Genomic DNA, 18,426 nt, shown 5'->3' with positions numbered 1-18,426 from the left:
TCGGCCTCGGGACCTATTTTGCTGCTCGCGGCTTATTCCACGCTTCGTGGCGCGTCATTGCCGGATGGTTCGGGTTCTTCACCTTGATCCAGTGGGTGCAGGTGCCGGCGCGATATGCTCGATCCCGCTGTTTCGAGACCAAGCCTTCAAGGCCCATCAGGCAGGCGTGACGAAATAGATCGGGACAGGTCTCGCCCAGCTCGAAGTCGCTCATGAAAATAACTCCCGCTGGCGTGGCAGCAGCCCCTGTAGGTTCGCCTTAGCCCACAATTCGGTCGACCTCTGCCTCAATTGAAAGCACTATCCTCTCCACCGTATCGGCAAAGGTGCCAAGTACCGGCGATATTGGTTCTCCGTCGATAGGCCCTGCGTTCTGATAAACAACCTGGTAATTGAAGTTCATGTCTAGGCCGCCCACATGGCCGGGCGTCTTGGCGATAATCAATTCGCCTTTTTCGGCAATCCATTCGAAGATTGGGAACTCAGTATGTGCGGATAAATGTAATTCACGGAATGACCAAGAGCCAACTGAAGCATGCACCGAGCAGGTCACCCTGTGCTTTCGTTGTGCAGCCTTGCTTAGCGCTGCCAATATAGTCGATCCACCCTCGTAACTTGGAGATGGTCCGTACGATTGGAAGCTTTGAAATACTGCGTGGAGCGATGGAGGCAAGGCCCGCGTCAACCTAGAGGCAAGGTCTGCTGGGCTCGACGCGATAGGAAAATAGAGCGTATTTGGCGCGGATTTCCCGGTGACAATCTCGAATGCGCTACAGGTCGCCTGATCGAGGGCATGACGCATGTCAGCGATCCCACTGGCAGCGATATGACGAACTCGGCCCGGGATTGGACCGGTAAAAACCTGCTTTATAATCTTGCGGTTTGTTCGTGGCTCATTTTCCGCGATCAAAAGGTGGTGCGAGAAATAAGGAATAAGGATGCGGTCGAGCTCAATCAGCTGCTCCCGCGTCTGACCTATAAGAAATTTCGGGCTCTCAAAATCTGGCATTTTAGTCGTGACGTTTTCGTTCGACGGGACCGCCCATAATTAGAGCGCAACCGTGGAGCGAGCGCAAACCATCGCTGCTCCAGTGGGGAAAGGGGCGGAAAGCGCAACATAGATTTCGATCGTCCGCACTCCAGGGTGTTGAAGATTGTTAGGAAGACGAGACACTAAAGCGGCCACTCGTAACGCGGGATCGGAAACTTCTGAATCTGCATTATGGCACTATCAATCAGGCCGTTGCCGACTTTGTTCAGTTCGTCCCTAGACAGAAGTCTTGCTCCAGAAAGATCAATCGCTGCTGTTGCCGGGAAAAGCTGCATCATCCCGATGCTCCGACCATAAGCAACCTCGTCAAGTCGAATTGCTGTGTTTGGCGTAATTGCCACAACGTGTAGGGTAACAAGACCAATCTTGATAGTGATGGCATCGGCCAAATGTTGGACTGAATAAGCAGAGCCCTGCGGCGCTTCAATAAAATCACCGTATCGATGCATAAAGTTGAGAGAGTTGCCAGCCGAGCGCCCGACGAAGATGCGCCAGTGAGAAGGGGGAGTTTGGTGCTCGTGAAAATGCCTGCAATCCACTTCCTGTGTGGGCTTTGGGCCGGAGCAGGCTATGTTTATCGCTGTCATCGCGGTCCATTGAGCAACCAGCTGTGCCGGCGCAATGTCGAGTTGGGTTGGCCAATGTCCAGATATTATGGGGCCGAGAACAGGTTCAGCAGTCTGTTGAATTTTGCTTAGCCACTCGTTGTTGCACTTCCGGCAGACCCTTCTGAATTTGCGCGTTCCGAGGTCGCCATTCTTCATCGACTGTTGCGACTTGAGCCGGGGCACTGCCGGATTGGAACGATCGGCCGTTGCTCTGGTAATCCCGTAACGACGATCCTTCCGCGGTAGATATTTTTTTACCCAGTCGCCAATTATGTGCTCGTGGCTGGAGCCTGGCTTGCCGCAATAGACGCAGGGATCGGGAAGCTTGAGTTTCGACATGCTGGCCTATGCAAAGCTGCCCTGCGACTCGAGAAAATTGCTCGCCTCGCGAGGCCCTGATTCGTTCATCCGTGTGATGCGACTCAGTTTATGGGTTCGCGCAGTTCCTAGCCATTCCCCAAATCTTGGTCAGTCGCCTTGAGCCGCACATAGGTGCCGCTCTCGTGCAGTTCGAGCCAGCCGCGCTCGACCGCCACATTGATGCCGGCCCCGAACTCTGGTCCGGTCCCCTTCAGCTTGTAGAGGAAGGCCGCGTTGATTTTTTCGATGTGAATGCGACCATCCTGAACCGGCTCGATGCTGGCGGCCAGTTCGACCAGCTTTCGCGCGGCGGCTTCCGGGTCTGCGTAAGGACGGCTCTCGACGTGCTTCACGAGCGAACCCCTCGCGTTGCTTGTGCAGCGTAGATATGCTTGCGGTGCGGGTAGCTCTCGGCCGGTTTCCATTCATCGAACAGGACGCCGCAGACGCAGCGCCGCATCGTGCTCGGGACCTCGCTGTCGAGCTTCTCCCCGCGGGAGCGCTTGGCGGCGACCTCGGCACGCCAATCGCGATCACGCCGCCATTCATCGAAGGCGCTATCTGGGATCGTTGGCAATATCTGCGACCATGCCGCCTCGAACGTCTCGCGTGCGGCTTCAAAGGTCGAGGCGACCCCAGCGCGTTGCACACCGGGGCCCATGCCGGGATAAAAGCCGCAGCTCCAGCCCCATTGATCGGCATGGACCGGCACTCCCGCGCGGCGGCCGATATGACCAATGCGGACGTCACCAAAATAGATGAGCCAGCCTTGGCGGTGTGGGTCGTTGTCCGAGCGGCGAGTGAGGGGCGGCATGGTCGGCTGAGCAGGGGCTCGATGTTCGGAGTCAGTTCCGCTAGTTGTACCGCGAGCCCGGTGAGCCTACGGTAAGACTACCCCCCTAGTTTCCCGTTCTGTTCACGGTTTCGCAAGAAAAAAGATCAAGCAAATTCAATGTACTTAGCGATTTGGCAGAAAATACGCATTTTGTCATTGAATGCCAGCATTTTGCTGGCCTGCGGGGCGGCCGGTTGATGGTTGGGGACAAGCCGATTTCGCCGTTCTGGTCGCCCTCGCGGCACCTCGACCGGCGGCCGCTCCTCCAGGCCAGGGGGGCCATTACCGGGTCTCTCAGGGGCTTTTTCGCCGAGCAGGGGTTCCTCGAGGTCGAAACCTCGGTCCTTCAGGTCTCCCCGGGTAACGAAACCCATCTGCACGCCCCCCGGACCGAGATCATGCGGCCCGATGGCAGCCGTGCCAGCCGGTACTTGCGGACCTCGCCGGAATTCGCCTGCAAGAAGCTGCTGGCGGCGGGCGAGGAGCGGATTTTCGAATTCGCACGGGTGTTCCGTGATCGCGAGCGTGGCGACCTGCATCTGCCCGAATTCACCATGTTGGAATGGTACCGGGCCAGCGCCCCCTATGATGCCATTATGGCGGACACCGTCGTGGTCATCGCCCGCGCCGCGCAGGCGACCGGGATCGGGAATTTCTCGTTCCGCGGCCGGGCCGCGGACCCCTTCGCCGAGCCGGAGCTGGTGACGGTCGCCGGCGCCTTCGAGCGGTTCGCAGGGATCGACCTGCTGTCGACAATTTCGGGCGGCGAGGGTAACCGTGCCGCGCTCGCGCAGGCGGCCGGCGCCAAGGTCCGGGTGGCGGAGGACGACACCTGGTCCGACATCTTCAGCAAGGTCCTGGTCGAGCATGTCGAGCCGCATCTGGGGCAGGGGCGTTTGACCATTCTGTTCGAATACCCATCTCCAGAGGCGGCGTTGGCGCGGGTGAAGGCCGATGACCCGCGGGTCGCCGAGCGGTTCGAGGTCTATGCCTGCGGCGTCGAGCTCGCCAACGGCTTTGGCGAGTTGACCGACGCCGAGGAACAGCGCAAGCGCTTCACGGAGTCGATGGCGGAGAAGCAGCGCCGCTACGGCGAGGCCTATCCGCTGGACGAGGATTTTCTGGCCGCGGTCGCCCAAATGCCGGAGGCGAGCGGTGTCGCGCTCGGCTTCGACCGGCTGGTGATGCTGGCGAGCGGCGCAGCGCGGATCGATCAGGTGGTGTGGACACCGCCTGCAAATGAAACGTTAAGTGAGACATGACGAAGACCAACCTTGCACGCACCCTGCGTGAGCCGGCCGAACTTGTGGCCGCGCAGCTTGCACCTGCCGAAGCGCTGCCCGCGCTCGAACGTGTCGCCGCGCGCTATGCGGTGGCGATCACGCCGGCGCTGGTCGAGCTGATCGACACGTCCGATCCCGACGATCCGATCGCGCGGCAATTCGTTCCGACCGCCGCAGAACTGGAGATGCAGCCAGGCGAGAGCGCCGATCCGATCGGCGATCATCCGCACTCGCCGGTGCAGGGCATTGTGCATCGCTATCCCGACCGCGTGCTGTTCAAGCTCGTCCACGTCTGCGCGGTCTATTGCCGCTTCTGCTTCCGCCGCGAAATGGTCGGGCCCGGCAAGGAGAACGCGCTCTCGGACGGCGCATATCGCGCGGCGATCGACTACATCCGTTCGCACAGCGAGATCTGGGAAGTGATCCTGACCGGCGGCGATCCCTTGATGCTATCGCCGCGCCGGATGAGCGAGATCATGGCCGATCTCGCGGGAATCGATCACGTCAAGATCATCCGCCTTCACACCCGCGTGCCGGTAGCCGATCCCGCGCGGATCAGCGACGAGATGGTGGCTGCGTTGAAGGTCGAGGGCGCGACCACCTGGGTCGCGGTGCATGCCAACCATGCGCGCGAGTTGACGGGGCCTGCGCGCGCGGCCTGCGCGCGGCTTGCCGATGCCGGAATTCCCATGGTGAGCCAGTCCGTGCTTTTGCGCGGCGTTAACGACAGCATTGCCGCTTTGTCGGATTTGATGCGAGCTTTCGTCGAATGCCGGATCAAGCCCTACTATCTGCATCACGGCGATCTCGCGCCGGGCACCGTGCATTTGCGAACGACGTTGGCCCAGGGGCAGGATTTGATGCGGCAGTTGCGCGGACGGGTGTCAGGACTGTGTCAGCCCGATTATGTCATCGACATTCCCGGCGGCGCCGGCAAATCGCCGGTGGGGCCGAATTATGTGTTGGCGGTGCAAAATACCGCAGCCGACGCGCGTGAAGCGGAAAAGGAAACGCGCTATCGTATCGTGGATTATTGCGGCGACGTTCATCTCTATCCGCCCGAGACGTGAGCGGCGATGCAGAGAACGTGGGTTTGAGAATGGAGGAACGGACATGAAGAAGATCATGGTGGTGGCAGCGTCGCTCGTGGTCTTGCTTGGCGGCGCGGCGGTTGCACAGCCCAGCGGCTCCAAGGGGGCGACATCCGGCGGCGCGACGTCCGGGTCGGTGCCGCAAGCGCCGATCGGGCATCGCCAGCCGCGCGCCGGTGACGTACCGAACGAGAAAAATCTGAGCGATCCGAATAATCCCGTGAACAAGGAAGACGCGGCGCTCGACAAGAAGATCAAGAGCATCTGCCGCGGCTGTTAGCTTGTGGCTATCGGCGGGCAGGGCGCGACAGCTCGCCCCGCCCGCGTTGGTTTTGGCCTTACGCCGAGCGTTCGTGCAGCCCCGCGCGCTTCGTGTTGCGCCGGATCTCGACCGCGTCAGCGAGTTGCTCGAGCGCGGTTGCCGTGGTCGCCCAGTCGATGCATCCGTCCGTGATGCTCTGGCCGTAGGTCAGCGGCTTGCCCGGCACCACGTCCTGGCGGCCGGCGACGAGATTGCTCTCGATCATCACGCCCATGATACGGTTCTCGCCGCCCGAGATCTGGCCGGCGATGTCGGCCATGACCAGCGGCTGGTTTTCCGGCTTCTTGCTCGAATTGGCGTGGCTTGCATCCACCATCACCAGCGGCGCGACGCCGGATTTGGCCAGATCGTTGCAGGCCGCCGCGACGCTTGCCGCATCGTAATTCGGCTTGCTGCCGCCGCGCAGGATGATGTGGCAATCCTCGTTGCCCGCGGTCGAAGCGATCGCCGAACGGCCGAGCTTGGTCACCGCCATGAAATGATGCGGATGCGAGGCCGACTTTACCGCGTCCGCAGCGATGCGCACATTGCCGTCGGTGCCGTTCTTGAACCCGACCGGGCAGGACAACCCCGAGGCCAGCTCGCGATGGATCTGGCTCTCGGTCGTGCGCGCGCCGATCGCGGCCCAGGACACGAGGTCCGCAATGTATTGCGGCGTCGTCATGTCCAGAAATTCTGCGCCGGCGGGCAGGCCGAGATTGTTTACCGCGGACAGCACGTTGCGCGCCAGCCGCAGGCCCTTGTTGATGTCGAAACTGCCGTCCAGGTCAGGATCGTTGATCAGGCCCTTCCAGCCGACGGTGGTGCGCGGCTTCTCGAAATAGACCCGCATCACGATCTCGAGCTGGTCGGCCAGCTCTTCGCGCAAGCTCGCGAGGCGCTCGGCATATTCGAGCGCGGCCTTGGGATCGTGCACCGAGCAGGGGCCGACCACGACCAGCAGGCGGTCGTCCTGGCCGTTGAGGATGGCATGGATGGCGTTGCGCGCCGCCATCACCACACGCGTTGCGGTGAGCGTGCGCGGGACTTCCCGCATCACCTCTTCCGGCGTGCTCAGCTCTTTCAGTTCGCGGATACGAAGATCGTCGGTCGTGCTCAGCACGGCGGGCTCCTGTTTGTTTGAACCTGCCGGCAATAAAAAAGCCGCCAGGTCTGGCGGCTTGTTCGGACGTTTGCTTCAATATTCAGATTGAGCGCGATCCTCCTGCCGCCAGCGAGCTGTCGTAGCTAAAGTACCAAAAATAGCTGGTGACGAGGGTGATCATGGCCGCTCATATAGCGTGCGATTGGCGGGTTGTCACCCCCCAATCGGCGCGAGCGGCCACGAGGCGCCTCAACTGTTGCTCTTGCGAGCCGCCAGCGCCATGCCGATCAGGGTGGCGCCGCCGAACAGCAAATTGATACCGACGAGGATGCCGATCGCCCATTCCGCCGAGCTCGGCAGCCCCGTGATCACCATGAACGCGATGGCGATGTCGACGAGGCCGGAGATCAGGAGCCAGGACCAGCGGCTGCTCAGCTCGCGGCGGTGCTCCAGCGCATACATGATGGTGGCGACGCCCTCGGCGAGGAAGTAGGCGCCGAGCACGATAGTCAGCGTCAGCACGGCCTGCATCGGCCGGGCCAGCAGGAGCATGCCGGCGAGCACGGCCAGCGCGGCCGAGATCAGCGACCACCAGAATCCCGGCGAGCTGCGCGCCCAATAGGTCACGATCAGTCCGCCGATGCCGCTGATCAGGAACATCCAGCCGAGAAAGATCGTGATCGCAAGGCTCGCGAGCGGCGGCAGGATCAGCGCGGCGACGCCGAGAACGGCAAGCAGGATGCCTTCGAACAGGAAAGCCTTCCAATGCGCCTTGACCGTTTCGCTCATGGCGGATTGCAGCCGGGAAAAATCCTCAGGCGATGTCATCGGCAGGCTCCAGATCGAAAGATGTCTGCTCAATCTAGTATGCACACACCGCGCTTGCCATCCCGGGGCTCAACCGCCGCCGTGCGCTGACGAAAAACCTTCGCCGCTGGTGCGAACGCGGTTGCGGCCGAGAATGTAGATCGCGATCGTGACGATCAGGAGCGCGAGGCCGAGCAGGATCGAGACGAAGCCGATCGGGATCAGGGCCAATGTCAGATTGCGCTCGGGATTGATCAGCCAGTGATGGATCGAGGTCAGCACGAAGGCGAGGCCGAGAAAGCCGACGCCGCCGCCGGCGAGCAGCAGCGCCCACATCCGGCGCAGCTGGCTAAGCCGCTCCCGCGCGATATCGGTCCGCGGCGCGTGATGGCGCGCGACCCGCCGCACCAGGCGGATGGCGAAGGCGATCGAGCTGAAGCCGATCAGCAGGCTCGCTCCGCCCAGCCACATCCGCAGCGTCGGATCGAGATCGGGCATCCGCTGCAAGGTCAGCAGCGGGAAGTCGAAGGCCGAATGCAGCGCGAGCGGACCTGCGAAGATCAGCAGGCGGCTGGACAGGCGGGCCCAGTCGCGATGGTGGCGGTTGGCGCCCAGCGCCGTGCCGGCCCGCGCGATCGTCAGGTAGGCGCCGGCGATGATGCCGAGCGCGCCGTGGAACGGCACGGTCAGCACGCTGCGCAGCGCGGCCAGCGAGCGCCACATCTCGGCGTGCTGGACGAGGTAGGCGAGGTTCTCGTAGGCGGCGAAGCCGAGGCCGACCGCGGCGCCATAGACCACGGTGTCCATCGGATTGGCGAAGGTCCGCCGCTTGGTCGAGGAGACCAGCACGATGGCGATCACCTTGACCGCTTCCTCGGGCAGCGCGACCCCGAAGACCGAATGCATGGCGAGCGCCGCCCAGGGGTTGTCGGGGGCCGCAACCATCTTGGCGAAGGGCGCGCGGGCAAGGCCCAGCAGCGAAATGCTGGCCGCCCCGAGCAGGAACGCAGTCCAGACCTGGGCCGGCGGTCCCGGGCGCTCCTCGGCGGCAATGACGAGCCACAGCATCAGCAGCGCCGGGGCGATGGCGGCAGTTCCGATGACGGTGGGCAAAGCTTCAATCAGGTACATCGGCGCCGAAAATAGGTTCCCTTGATCTGCTTATCTACGTCTACCGATGCGACCATGTGTCATGCATTTGCTGTCGCGTCACTTAACAGGCGCGACAGCCGGCGTTCATCGGGATCGGCACCGAACGTGTAGAATACGAGCGCAATCAAGCGCATGACAGAACCAATTCGTCATCGATGGGAGCGGTCCGCGCCCGCCACCGGATCGCGATTGGCAAGTCAGATCAAGGCACTGCGCAGGTTTCTTCGATTCTCGATGCACGTGACTGAGCGGCGAGTCCAGAGGCGGCGGGGCTTCCGCCTGGACAACGCGCGGCCGGGCTAACCGGCCTAGTCACGCTTCGTTGTGCGCCCGCGGGGCGGCGCAGCGACCCGGCGTGCCCGCACCTGCTCCAACTCCCAGAAGGCGCGCACGAGGCACGTGCCAAGGCAGAAGACGATGAGCAGCAGCAGGAAGGCCTGGTCGACGGCGGGGATGTGCATCATGACGTTGATTAAGCAACGTGCATGCCATGCGTTCCCGCAGCCGCCTGCGCCGCGCGCAGCCCGCAAGGCGATTTGGGCCGGCGTTCCCGCCCTTCAATGCGTGGTGAACGGCGGTGGGGTGTCCGGCGCGATGTCGAAGGCGCCGAGATGGAATTCCTCGCCGACGGCCTCGTCCGGCTCGGCGTGGTGCGCGAGCAGCGTGAAGGCGGCTTGCGGATATTGCTTCCAGATATCGAGATCGCCGGCCGTAATCGTCAGCCAGCCAAAGGTGTACATGTAGCGTCCGGGCTCGGTGACCCGGCCAACCCTGTCCCAAGTGATCTTATCAATCCTAATCTTGTTGACTGCCATTCGGTCCCCCGATCGCAAGTCTGCAAATGAGGTCCGGCACGAGGCACAGACCCTCAAAAGCTGATCCCGCAATGGGGCCGCGATAGGGCAGCGGAGCGGAGGCAAGGCGGCCGGAAGAACGGCCGCCGCCTGCCGCCTTAGCGCGCCGTCGTGGCTGCCCGCGCCTCCGCTTCGGACGCCAGCTCGAGCTGACGGTGCGAGGCGTGGAAGACGTCGTGGACGAGGCCGATCTTCTCCATGCCCAAAATGATCAGGCCGTTGAGATCGATCTCCCACCAGGCGTGCGAGATATAGGCGTCCCGCGGGAAGCGGTGATGGTTGTTGTGCAGACCCTCGCCGAAGGTGAGGATCGTTGTCACGAACTCGTTGGTCGAGGCGTCCTCGACCTCGAAGCGGCGATAGCCGTAGGCGTGGCAGACCGAGCCGGTGAGCTGGCTGGTGAGGATCAGCAGGTAGCAGCGGAGCAGGCCGGAGAACAGCACGCAGCCGATCATGGTGTGCACGCCGCCGAAGGTGTAGCCGATCACGCCGGGAATGAAGACGCCGGACATCCCGTACCAGACCCAGCGCGTGCGCACGAAGAACATCGCGATCGGATCGGCGAGGATGTCCTTGGCATAGTATTCGTTGTCGGTGGTCGCCTGGTCGAACACCCAGCTGCCCTGGGCGTGCAGGAAACCCTTGAGCGCGCTGACATAGCGATTGCCGAAGCCGTCGAATTGCGGGCTGTGGGGATCGCCGACGTCATCGGCATAGAGGTGATGGCGGCGGTGGTTGGCAACCCATTTCGCGATCGAGCCCTGCACCGCCATCTGGGCGATGGCGCAGAAGAAGACGCGCATGATCGGGCCGGTGCGGAAGCTGCGATGGACGAACAGGCGGTGCATGCCGGCACCGATGCCGAACGTCGTCAGCGCGAACATCCAGGCGAAGGTAAACAGCTCCACCTTGCCGACGCCCTGCGTGATGGCCCAGATGATGCCCGCGACAGCGCCGACATAGAGAATACCGAGGAGGAGATAGCTTTCGCGCAATTTGGCCTGGACGAGTGGGCCTTCAGTGATGACGCCGGGCGGGAGTTGCGGCTTTGCGGCGGCGGGCGCGTTTTGGGCGGTCTCTGCCGGGGCGAACTCAGCGATGGACATTCCAGGACTTCCAATAAGTCGAGGCCCGCAGTGATTGCGGACGTGCTGGGTCACACCCTAGCGCGCGGGGATCGGCACCTCCAGTATTTAGTTAAAGTTGAGTTAAAATCGATCGGGCCGATTCAGGCCGATTGCAGCATGGGCGTGCGGACGACCAGGCGGACGAGGTCGTCCCGCTGCTGCTTCTCGGCGAACTTGACCGCAAAGCCGTTGTCGAATTTGCGAATGACGCGCCCGACGCAGGCGCCGACCGCAAGCGGGGTTCCGATCGCCGGGTCGTATTCGCAGGATATCGCGACGCCGGCCGTGGAGACGTCGATGATGAAGCAGGCATGGGTGCTGCCGTCGGCGAGCGTCAGAAAGCTGTGCGAGACCTGGGGAACGAACCGCGCGTCATTGCGCAGTTCCAGAATGCTGGCGTCCTTCTGCTTCCTCTCCAGCCAGGTCAGCTTTTCCGACATCCAGGCGCGCCGCTCCCGCGTCATGTCGAGTTCCATCAGGAAGCCCGCCTTCAGCGTCGCGCTGATGGTGCACTGGAATTCGCCAAAGTCCTGGAAATAGGAGGTCACGCGCTCGCCGACCTTGCCGACAACAGGCACGTCGACGATCATGCGGAACGGGGAGACACGCTTGGTGCGGCAGGCGAAGGTGCGCAGCTGGCCCTCACAATCGTACCAGCGCGGCAGCGAGTAGCTGCCGCTCACGCTGACTTCCACTGCACGCTGCCGGAGGAACTCTGAGACGGACATGAACGCCAATCGTGTTTCGGATTGTTTCCGTAGATTCACGGTAGGGCGCAACGTCTAAGCAAACGATACGCCGATCAAATAGCAGGGGTAAATTTCCGGTAAACGGCCCGGCCGTCTCACGACATCGTCATTGCGTGCCGCTCAGAGAGATCCGAGCAGCACCAGCAAGGCGAGCAGGCCAAGGGCCATGAGGAGCCTGATCGTCGTCGCGGTCAGGCTGTCCGGCCTGATCTGGAATCCGAACCACGGCAATGCGTGCCGCATCGCCAACCCCGCAGACGCTTCGACGGTCGCGAACACGACGGCGATGCCGGCAATGGCGGACCAGGATGCGGCCGGCGGCATCCATGCCGCAAGCCAGGCCGGGACGGAGCCTTGCAAGGATGCGAGCAGCGCGAACCATCCGAACAGGGATGCGAAGCCCTTGATGATGTCGGGACCGACCGTATCCGGCTCGAACCGGATGCCGACCACTCTGAGCGCGTGCTCGATGCGCTCGCCATCGGTGAGGAAGAGATAGGCGCCGAGATAGAGCGGAATGCGCGACTGGAACAGCAGGGCGATGACACCGAACAGGACCGTGTAGCCGAAGGCATCGCCGAGAATGTCCATGCCGCGGATGCGCGTCGGCGTCGCCACCGTCGCAGCCTGGGACTGCGGAAGCGATCGGGCGCGCGCCATGTGCTCCAGCATTCTGGCGCGCCGCTCCGGCGCGTAGGGCGCGGTACGGTGCATCCAGGACGGCGGTGCCGGCGAGGCGGCGCCGGTCTGGCGGTCCGAGGGGGATTTATGCAGCACCATAGCCTGTACCGGTTCCAACGGGACATTGGTCGTCGGTCAGGGGCGGGGAGGTTCATGCGGGGGCGGCGGATTTCGCCGCGCCCCAGCCTTGTTGCATGCGCTAATCATTCGTGAATTGCCCACCCCTGACGCCGTAGAAATACTGATCCAGCTATGATGGCGGTGGCGTTGATTACCGGCTGTGTCAGCGTTTTGGCTCTAGGCGCCACATTCGCGGTGGTCATCTATATCGATGCTAGAGCGGATCGCAGGCGCCAACAGTAAGGCCGCGCCGGAAGTTGATTGCCTGATGAACAGGATCACTCAAACGTTGGGCCGGACGGGGATGTCCCTTGTTGTCGTCTCTCTCGTCTCTGCCTGCTCCAGCTCAGAACATGCCGCTCCGAAGTCAGTTGCTCGATCTGGCGCGCCGTGGGCCCGAGACCTCAATGAGCCGCCCCCAAATCGAGAGCCCGCGAGTGCCGCAACTGCACAGACAAAGGCAGGCCTGAACGCTGCGCGCCAGAAGGCGGTTACCGGGCGGTAGGGGGGCTTTCGCGCTGAGTCGTCCGCAAGCTTACCTGTGCTGGCAGAACTTCACGAGCGGCGGGGCTTTGGTCCCGCGCCTAGATCAACGGAAAATGGTTGTTCCTATATTGAAGGGCTGACGGATCCGCAGGGCTCATGGCTTAGGAGCACGTGCCCGTGCCAACATTCATGGTGCGTTTGGGCGAAGCCAATCAAGGCCAGGATAATCAAAGCCACTACGACGCATCCGGCTACAACGTTCTGCATCATGGCTGCCACTCCAGGTAAACCGTGACTGGCTTACTCGGCCAGGCACCGGCGAGCAGGCCTTCGAAGTCCGCGCTGGGCGCCCGGTCACCGAGTGATCACCGCGGACGGTGACCGGGCGGACAAGCTATCTGGCGAAACCGGAGTCTAGAAGCTTCAGAGTCGAAATCGGCCACTTGCCGTCGTGGCCACCGATCGAGATCCGGAGCCCGTGCACCTCGTCAAGGAAGACGTGATCAACCGTCCCCGCCTTACCGTCGGTCAGGATAACACCCCTGCCGATTAGCTCCGTCTCGGCAGCATGAAGTTCTCGAAGGATGTTCGTCGCTCGTTTGGTCCAGTCATCGGACATGGTCATGCCCTACGCGGCTGGCGGATTAGTGAAGATCAGTCAGAGCAGCAGATGCATTGAGGCCATCGCCGCTTCGTGCGAGTCAGTGCCGCCAACCGTCCTTGTCGAGCTCGACCCTGAAACCTTCCGGCAGCCGCGGCATCTCGCCTTCGGTCACGACTTGCAGCGCGGGTTACTTCAGTGGGCGCAAATCGCCTTGAAGCCAGCGGCCATTGGAATGCATCGGATCTTCATGCGTTGCGAATGTCGTAAGTGCGTGATTGCAGACAGCGCAGCGAAACATGTGCAAGTCCACGCTTAGGCTTTTTGGCTCGATGCTGACGAGCATCATCTGGGCCTTGCACCTCGGACAGGCTGGGCGCGCAAATGGAGCCGGCGGAATGGGCCGCGCCAATCTGGCGGCCCACCGTTGTTCGAACTTTCTTTCGAGGTCCGCAGGGATCGTGCTCATGATCCGAACTCCGGGGTTCGCGATCCTGCCCCGGTGCTAACGCCTTAACGCTCACCGCGCCCTAAAGGTCCCAAACAGCACCAGAGGGAACCATCGCGTCCGCAGCGGCGCGGTAGTCGGCCGCCAGCGCTTTCAGTCCGTCGCGCGCGAGAACGAGATCGTTATCGTCCGCCCAATCCGAGCAAAGGCGCTCCATCTCGCGCAGCTCCGCGACCCGGCGCTGTGTACGAGTCCACACGCGTATATTGGCCATGTGTTGGACAAGGCGGTAGGGCAGGGCAGTAAGTGATTGATTTTGTTGGCGCTCCCTAGCGGAATGTAACCACGGGGAATAATGAAATTTATATCTATATTTCAATATGTTGACATTTATTCGTTTCGTGGTGTGTCTACGCAATGTATCTACGTTCGGGCTAGCGGTGGCCGACTCGGCTGCCGAAACTGACGGGACGGACAGGGCGGTGGCAAGAGCAACCATATTATATGCATCTTGTAACAAAACTTGATTTGACTTTTCGTGTTGCGGCTGAGGTTGCGTTGTGCTATATATGGATTATGGCGACGTTGTGCGATTCGTGGGCGCACCCGTGACTGCCTGGTGGACGCCTTGTCCATCATCGGCTCCTAGCCGAGGTAATGCAGCCGCTCAGCGGCAACGCTAACCGAAAATTCCCACATCCATGACCACCATGAATGCGCCTGCCGTAACAGCAGAGCGCCTCGATGACGCTATTGACCTCATTTCCGAGGTCATGGTTCGGCACAATCGACCGTGCTTCGCGCCCTACGTAGAGCGCCTGGAGCGGGAGCTAGCCGCCCTGCGGTCCAGTGATGACGTGATGGCACGGGCTCGGCGTCGACTCGAAGGGCGAGGGGCGAACGACAATACCAAGGCAGACGAGGTGGCGGCATGAGCGTCATCGAGTGGATAACGCCGCGGCCATTCATTCACCTCGCTAAATCGGTGATGGGCGATATCGATCTCGACCCGGCATCGAGTGACGCGGCTCAGCGCAACGTCCAAGCGCGGCGTTACTTCACGCCAGAGCGAGACGGTTTGAGGGAGCGATGGTTTGGACGCATCTGGCTCAACCCGCCGCAGGGGCGTGGCGCGACTGCGCCGTTCACTAAGAAGCTCATTTCCGACTATCGCAGCGGAAATGTAGATGAGGCGATTATCTTGGTGCCGAACAGTCTGGACACCGCATGGGCGCAGATGCTGATGGATGAGACGGGCCTCGCTGTTTTTAAGCAGGGACGTATCAGCTTCGAATCTATCGAGCGAAAAAGCGCAACGCCGCCGAATGGACAGGTGTTCTTCTACTTGGGCAAAAGGCCAGAGCGATTTGTCGAGAAGTTCGGACCTCTCGGAAATGTAGGTCACCTGCCTCCGACATGGGCGACCACAACAGGGCGGGTGGCGGAGTGGAATAGTTACACGCCGGCAGCCGCCTAGCACGATCGGCCTTTCTGCCGAGTGCACAGCGCCAACTGGCGCAACCCCCGATTTAGGGGAATACTACCTTGAAAATCCTATCAATCCGCCCGGCACCTCCGGGAGGCAGCACAATTGCGCGTTTCGACTTGGAGCTAAACGACCACCTCAAACTCTTCAACCTCGCCCTTCGACAGCGTGGTGACGAGCCCGCGCATGTCCTCGCGCCTAATGCCTTCCAAGAACGCACTGCTGGCTTTCGTCCTTCAGCAAGGCGCTTGCCGAACTCGCCCTCAAGTCTCTTTTGGAGCTTCAGACCGAACATGTCTCAGTCGCTTAAAAGCATTGCTCACGCTCTCGGCGGCGACGCGGTGGGTAACAGGTATGTACTCTGTCCCGGGCCCGGCCACAGCCGTCGCGACCGCTCCCTGAAAGTCAAGTTCAAATCTGATGGCACGTTCACGGTCACCAGCTTCGCGGGCGACAACTGGCAGGCCTGCAAGGACTTCATTCGCGACCGCCTTGGCATTCCGAACGACTGGCGCCGTGAGCCGGTGAATGATGACGCGCCGGTCGTCGAGTTGCGCGAGCGTGAGGACGACGAGCCGGCGCGCATTCGCACCGCCTTACAGCGGTGGGAACGCGCTGTCCCGCTCACCGGGACGCTAGCAGAAACCTATCTCGCCAGCCGCGGCCTCTCTTATCAAGGTGACGCGCTCCGCTTCCGGGAAAATGATCGGACGATGGTCGCGTTGATGACAGATATTGTCACCAACGAGCCTTGCGGCGTTCACTGCACATATCTGGATCGAGATGTCGGGAAGATCGAGCGCAAGATGCGCGGTCGCGCGCTGGGCGCTGTGGTGCGACTTTCGGCCGACCAGGACGTCCATTACGGATTGGCGATAGGTGAGGGCATCGAGACCTGCCTAGCAGCCGATTTTACGCCTATCTGGGCGTGTCTCTCAGCGGGCACTATGGAGCGCTTCCCGTTGCTGGCGGCTATTGAGGCGTTGACCATCTTTGCGGACCGCGATCACGCCGGCATGTCTGCCGCGAACGGATGCGGCCGACGCTGGCATGAGGCCGGCAAGGAGGTGGAGATTGTTGCGCCACCAGAGATTGGCAGCGACTTCGCTGACATGCGGGGTGCGGCATGATCATCAATTGGAAATCGCAGCCTGGCAGCAAGTTCAACGAAGCCGAAGTGCCGCCTAAGCCGTTGAAGCCCGCGAATGATAATACTCCGTCCCCAGAAAAGTCGGCTGGCAAGGCGGCCTCCGCAAAACAGCAGGACCAATATCCCGGAATCCAATCTAGCGCGGAGTTCATTCGGGGGTTTCAGCCGCCTGACTACCACATCGATGGGGTGTCGCAGAAAGGCTATCTCTACAGCACCACCGCCATGACAGGCACGGGCAAGACAGCTGTGCTGCTCTTGCTTGCGGCACTTACGATGCTTGGAAAGCCACTCGGCGACCGTGAGGTTGAGAAGGGGCGTGTCGTCTATTTTGCTGGCGAGAATCCAGATGATGTCCGCATGCGGTGGATTGCCATGGCGCACCATCTGAACTTTAACCCCGATTGCGTCGACGTGCACTTCATTGCTGGAACATTCAGCGTCGCGGAGATGTTTGAGCGCATTAAGGCCGACGTCGACCGGATAGGAGGTGCCGACATGATCGTTGTCGACACCAGCGCCGCGTACTTCCAGGGTGATGATGAAAACAGCAACACTCAGCTCGGAGCCCACGCCCGCAACTTGCGCAAGCTAACAACCCTACTGGGCAAGCCATCTGTCTATGCCGCGTGCCATCCCGTGAAGAATGCAGATCCGTCAAATCTACTACCGCGCGGCGGTGGTGCATTCATTGCAGAGGTTGATGGAAATCTCACACTCAATAAGGGCGAGACAGTCAAACTCCACTGGCAAGGTAAGCACCGCGGCCCAGATTTTGACCCGATTCATTTCGAGTTGAAAACGGTCACGGCACCATCGCTTGTCGACAGCAAGGGGCGGCCCGTTCCCACGGTTATGGCTGAAGCTCTAACCAAGGGCGAGAGCGTTAAGCGAGCCGACAAAGCACGCGGTGACGATGACGAGGTGTTGCTTGCGATTGAACGCGGCAAGGGCGCTTCGCTTGCCGAGATGGCGGAAACGCTATGTTGGTGCACGCCAACCGGCGAGCCGAACAAGGACCGCGTTCGTCATGCGAAGGACCGGCTTTATAAGAGAAAGCTTGTCGACGTCGCGCGCAAGGGCTGGAAACTCACCAAGCGCGGGCATGAGGCCGCTGTTGAGGCGCGCGCCGACAAGCACAGCGCCGAGTCGGCAGCGCGCTTATCTGCAGGCCTCACTCGCAAGCGTGATGGCTGAGCGTGCGCGAACCGTGCGCGCACGAAACCAGCGCGCACGGTCGCGCGATATGACGAATATCATATTATAAACAAGGGCTTACACGTATGAGTGACGCGCACGATTTGAACCAACAACCCACTGTTTGCTGTGTGGTGTGTGATTCATCACACCCACACACAGGGCAAGATCGTGCGCGAACGCCGTGCACTTACTTCTCTAGGGCACACGAATGCGCGCACGATCGGCATAATCATTGTGTCAGCAATGACTTAGCTGCCGTGCAGATTTGAAAATTGTGCGCACGATTTCCGCGCGTATCAAAAACCCTTTGGGAATAGGCAATCCGGAAACCGCTTCGATTTTCGACCGGCGCGAAGAGGCCGGCGCACATAGACCGCGAATGCGGCAACGTAGAGCACCATCACGTAGAGGACTCATGACACCAGCAAACGACAACCAACCCCGCAGCCCCGAACAGCACCGCCGCATCCTGGCGGAGCAAGCAACCACGGGCGAGCGTGCCTACCAGGGCGGCTCATGGCCACAAGGCCGGCGTCTACACAAGGCTGGCAAGCTTGTGCGAGTGGACATGGGAATGGGTTGCGGTGGAGTCGCTCTTGGAGGCTGGCCTCGGCGATCTGCTACCGTGGCTGGCTGCTAGGGGTAGGGGCCATCTCGATCGCTCCCACCGTGGGCCTTAACTTCCGGCCGCACATTCGCGCGCTAAATCCCGCAGATTTCGAGGAAAATTTTGGCCTTTGTTACCTTTCGAAAACCTGCGGGATGACGCGTGCAACTTGGCGGTAGGTGGGGGCGACCGCGCCAGAGCCTGAACCACCCCCTGGAGCGGTCCTTTCCCTTGGAGCAAGGCACCAACAAACCAGTGGCAGAATTCTAGTCCGAGTTTTGATATCAAAAAGAGTCGGTGCGTTTGGCATTCGGCGCCACTAGC

The 18,426-nt window shown here is 61.4% G+C and carries 20 protein-coding genes; 6 read left to right on the top strand and 14 right to left on the bottom strand.

Annotated elements, in window-relative coordinates; translation table 11 throughout:
* Positions 1 to 13: 13 nt before the first annotated feature.
* The 5 genes from AB7Z56_RS23665 to AB7Z56_RS23645 form a co-directional block, all read right to left on the bottom strand.
* The gene (locus AB7Z56_RS23665) at positions 14 to 214 is read right to left on the bottom strand and encodes a hypothetical protein (protein ID WP_441256431.1); all 201 of its coding nucleotides are present in this window, start codon (positions 212 to 214) and stop codon (positions 14 to 16) included.
* Positions 215 to 259: 45 nt separating this feature from the next.
* A complete protein-coding gene (locus tag AB7Z56_RS23660) occupies positions 260 to 1,009 on the bottom strand; it encodes a hypothetical protein (RefSeq protein ID WP_441256430.1) in 750 nt (249 codons plus the stop codon).
* Positions 1,010 to 1,173: 164 nt separating this feature from the next.
* Entirely contained in the window at positions 1,174 to 1,998 is an 825-nt protein-coding gene (locus AB7Z56_RS23655; protein WP_441256429.1) for a hypothetical protein, read from the bottom strand.
* Positions 1,999 to 2,105: 107 nt separating this feature from the next.
* Positions 2,106 to 2,372: a hypothetical protein gene (locus AB7Z56_RS23650; protein ID WP_441256428.1), complete on the bottom strand. Its 267-nt coding sequence runs from the start codon at positions 2,370 to 2,372 to the stop codon at positions 2,106 to 2,108.
* Positions 2,369 to 2,833 (bottom strand): hypothetical protein, encoded by a 465-nt coding sequence (locus AB7Z56_RS23645; protein WP_441256427.1) that lies wholly within the window; start codon positions 2,831 to 2,833, stop codon positions 2,369 to 2,371. Before AB7Z56_RS23645 ends, AB7Z56_RS23650 begins: the two co-directional genes overlap by 4 nt.
* A 218-nt stretch (positions 2,834 to 3,051) precedes the next feature.
* Between AB7Z56_RS23645 and epmA the strand changes: the two genes are divergently transcribed.
* Genes epmA through AB7Z56_RS23630 form a run of 3 tightly spaced genes read left to right on the top strand, consistent with a single transcriptional unit; the run spans position 3,052 to position 5,508 of the window.
* The gene (gene epmA, locus AB7Z56_RS23640) at positions 3,052 to 4,116 is read left to right on the top strand and encodes an EF-P lysine aminoacylase EpmA (protein WP_063983477.1); all 1,065 of its coding nucleotides are present in this window, start codon (positions 3,052 to 3,054) and stop codon (positions 4,114 to 4,116) included.
* Positions 4,113 to 5,207 (top strand): lysine-2,3-aminomutase-like protein, encoded by a 1,095-nt coding sequence (locus AB7Z56_RS23635; RefSeq protein WP_063983476.1) that lies wholly within the window; start codon positions 4,113 to 4,115, stop codon positions 5,205 to 5,207. Before epmA ends, AB7Z56_RS23635 begins: the two co-directional genes overlap by 4 nt.
* Positions 5,208 to 5,250: 43 nt before the next feature.
* Positions 5,251 to 5,508 (top strand): hypothetical protein, encoded by a 258-nt coding sequence (locus AB7Z56_RS23630; protein WP_063983475.1) that lies wholly within the window; start codon positions 5,251 to 5,253, stop codon positions 5,506 to 5,508.
* 58 nt (positions 5,509 to 5,566) lie between these two features.
* On the opposite strand, the gene AB7Z56_RS23625 is transcribed toward AB7Z56_RS23630, so the two are convergent.
* The 9 genes from AB7Z56_RS23625 to AB7Z56_RS23585 all read right to left on the bottom strand — a co-directional run bounded on the left by AB7Z56_RS23625 (position 5,567) and on the right by AB7Z56_RS23585 (position 13,235).
* The gene (locus AB7Z56_RS23625; RefSeq protein ID WP_063986391.1) at positions 5,567 to 6,652 is read right to left on the bottom strand and encodes a 3-deoxy-7-phosphoheptulonate synthase; all 1,086 of its coding nucleotides are present in this window, start codon (positions 6,650 to 6,652) and stop codon (positions 5,567 to 5,569) included.
* 231 nt (positions 6,653 to 6,883) lie between these two features.
* On the bottom strand, positions 6,884 to 7,462 hold the full coding sequence (locus AB7Z56_RS23620; RefSeq protein WP_063983474.1) for an HdeD family acid-resistance protein: 579 nt from the start codon (positions 7,460 to 7,462) through the stop codon (positions 6,884 to 6,886).
* Between the two features lie 69 nt (positions 7,463 to 7,531).
* Positions 7,532 to 8,572, bottom strand: a complete 1,041-nt coding sequence (locus AB7Z56_RS23615) for a PrsW family glutamic-type intramembrane protease (RefSeq protein WP_028151012.1) — start codon at positions 8,570 to 8,572, stop codon at positions 7,532 to 7,534.
* Positions 8,573 to 8,901: 329 nt separating this feature from the next.
* Complete coding sequence (locus AB7Z56_RS23610; RefSeq protein WP_187387714.1) at positions 8,902 to 9,057, bottom strand: hypothetical protein; 156 nt, start codon at positions 9,055 to 9,057, stop codon at positions 8,902 to 8,904.
* Between the two features lie 93 nt (positions 9,058 to 9,150).
* Positions 9,151 to 9,408 (bottom strand): hypothetical protein, encoded by a 258-nt coding sequence (locus AB7Z56_RS23605; RefSeq protein ID WP_063983473.1) that lies wholly within the window; start codon positions 9,406 to 9,408, stop codon positions 9,151 to 9,153.
* 137 nt (positions 9,409 to 9,545) lie between these two features.
* Positions 9,546 to 10,553, bottom strand: a complete 1,008-nt coding sequence (locus tag AB7Z56_RS23600; RefSeq protein ID WP_354096872.1) for an acyl-CoA desaturase — start codon at positions 10,551 to 10,553, stop codon at positions 9,546 to 9,548.
* A 122-nt stretch (positions 10,554 to 10,675) separates the two neighbouring features.
* Positions 10,676 to 11,302, bottom strand: a complete 627-nt coding sequence (locus tag AB7Z56_RS23595; RefSeq protein WP_354096873.1) for a PilZ domain-containing protein — start codon at positions 11,300 to 11,302, stop codon at positions 10,676 to 10,678.
* Positions 11,303 to 11,443: 141 nt separating this feature from the next.
* The gene (locus AB7Z56_RS23590) at positions 11,444 to 12,103 is read right to left on the bottom strand and encodes a hypothetical protein (RefSeq protein ID WP_354096874.1); all 660 of its coding nucleotides are present in this window, start codon (positions 12,101 to 12,103) and stop codon (positions 11,444 to 11,446) included.
* Between the two features lie 901 nt (positions 12,104 to 13,004).
* Positions 13,005 to 13,235 carry a photosystem reaction center subunit H gene (locus AB7Z56_RS23585; RefSeq protein ID WP_081369264.1) on the bottom strand — a complete coding sequence of 77 codons (231 nt, stop codon included), beginning with the start codon at positions 13,233 to 13,235 and terminating at the stop codon, positions 13,005 to 13,007.
* 1,355 nt (positions 13,236 to 14,590) lie between these two features.
* Here AB7Z56_RS23585 and AB7Z56_RS23580 point away from each other — a divergent pair.
* The 3 genes from AB7Z56_RS23580 to AB7Z56_RS23570 all read left to right on the top strand — a co-directional run bounded on the left by AB7Z56_RS23580 (position 14,591) and on the right by AB7Z56_RS23570 (position 17,492).
* Positions 14,591 to 15,136, top strand: a complete 546-nt coding sequence (locus tag AB7Z56_RS23580; RefSeq protein ID WP_231145120.1) for a phage N-6-adenine-methyltransferase — start codon at positions 14,591 to 14,593, stop codon at positions 15,134 to 15,136.
* 302 nt (positions 15,137 to 15,438) lie between these two features.
* The gene (locus AB7Z56_RS23575) at positions 15,439 to 16,275 is read left to right on the top strand and encodes a DUF7146 domain-containing protein (RefSeq protein ID WP_231145123.1); all 837 of its coding nucleotides are present in this window, start codon (positions 15,439 to 15,441) and stop codon (positions 16,273 to 16,275) included.
* On the top strand, positions 16,272 to 17,492 hold the full coding sequence (locus AB7Z56_RS23570) for an AAA family ATPase (RefSeq protein ID WP_231145125.1): 1,221 nt from the start codon (positions 16,272 to 16,274) through the stop codon (positions 17,490 to 17,492). Before AB7Z56_RS23575 ends, AB7Z56_RS23570 begins: the two co-directional genes overlap by 4 nt.
* The last annotated feature ends 934 nt before the right edge of the window (positions 17,493 to 18,426 follow it).

Source organism: Bradyrhizobium sp. 482_C4_N1_8 (genome assembly GCF_052075965.1).
Taxonomy (GTDB): domain Bacteria; phylum Pseudomonadota; class Alphaproteobacteria; order Rhizobiales; family Xanthobacteraceae; genus Bradyrhizobium; species Bradyrhizobium barranii.
Note: the sequence above shows the minus strand (reverse complement) of the source record. Positions and strands in the feature narration are given on the sequence as shown.

Coding starts and splice junctions, on each gene's coding strand:
- AB7Z56_RS23665 (WP_441256431.1), bottom strand. CDS start 214: ATGAGCGACTTCGAGCTGGGCGAGACCTGTCCCGATCTATTTCGTCAC.
- AB7Z56_RS23660 (WP_441256430.1), bottom strand. CDS start 1,009: ATGCCAGATTTTGAGAGCCCGAAATTTCTTATAGGTCAGACGCGGGAG.
- AB7Z56_RS23655 (WP_441256429.1), bottom strand. CDS start 1,998: ATGTCGAAACTCAAGCTTCCCGATCCCTGCGTCTATTGCGGCAAGCCA.
- AB7Z56_RS23645 (WP_441256427.1), bottom strand. CDS start 2,833: ATGCCGCCCCTCACTCGCCGCTCGGACAACGACCCACACCGCCAAGGC.
- epmA (WP_063983477.1), top strand. CDS start 3,052: ATGGTTGGGGACAAGCCGATTTCGCCGTTCTGGTCGCCCTCGCGGCAC.
- AB7Z56_RS23635 (WP_063983476.1), top strand. CDS start 4,113: ATGACGAAGACCAACCTTGCACGCACCCTGCGTGAGCCGGCCGAACTT.
- AB7Z56_RS23630 (WP_063983475.1), top strand. CDS start 5,251: ATGAAGAAGATCATGGTGGTGGCAGCGTCGCTCGTGGTCTTGCTTGGC.
- AB7Z56_RS23620 (WP_063983474.1), bottom strand. CDS start 7,462: ATGACATCGCCTGAGGATTTTTCCCGGCTGCAATCCGCCATGAGCGAA.
- AB7Z56_RS23615 (WP_028151012.1), bottom strand. CDS start 8,572: ATGTACCTGATTGAAGCTTTGCCCACCGTCATCGGAACTGCCGCCATC.
- AB7Z56_RS23610 (WP_187387714.1), bottom strand. CDS start 9,057: ATGATGCACATCCCCGCCGTCGACCAGGCCTTCCTGCTGCTGCTCATC.
- AB7Z56_RS23605 (WP_063983473.1), bottom strand. CDS start 9,408: ATGGCAGTCAACAAGATTAGGATTGATAAGATCACTTGGGACAGGGTT.
- AB7Z56_RS23600 (WP_354096872.1), bottom strand. CDS start 10,553: ATGTCCATCGCTGAGTTCGCCCCGGCAGAGACCGCCCAAAACGCGCCC.
- AB7Z56_RS23595 (WP_354096873.1), bottom strand. CDS start 11,302: ATGTCCGTCTCAGAGTTCCTCCGGCAGCGTGCAGTGGAAGTCAGCGTG.
- AB7Z56_RS23590 (WP_354096874.1), bottom strand. CDS start 12,103: ATGGTGCTGCATAAATCCCCCTCGGACCGCCAGACCGGCGCCGCCTCG.
- AB7Z56_RS23585 (WP_081369264.1), bottom strand. CDS start 13,235: ATGACCATGTCCGATGACTGGACCAAACGAGCGACGAACATCCTTCGA.
- AB7Z56_RS23580 (WP_231145120.1), top strand. CDS start 14,591: ATGAGCGTCATCGAGTGGATAACGCCGCGGCCATTCATTCACCTCGCT.
- AB7Z56_RS23575 (WP_231145123.1), top strand. CDS start 15,439: ATGTCTCAGTCGCTTAAAAGCATTGCTCACGCTCTCGGCGGCGACGCG.
- AB7Z56_RS23570 (WP_231145125.1), top strand. CDS start 16,272: ATGATCATCAATTGGAAATCGCAGCCTGGCAGCAAGTTCAACGAAGCC.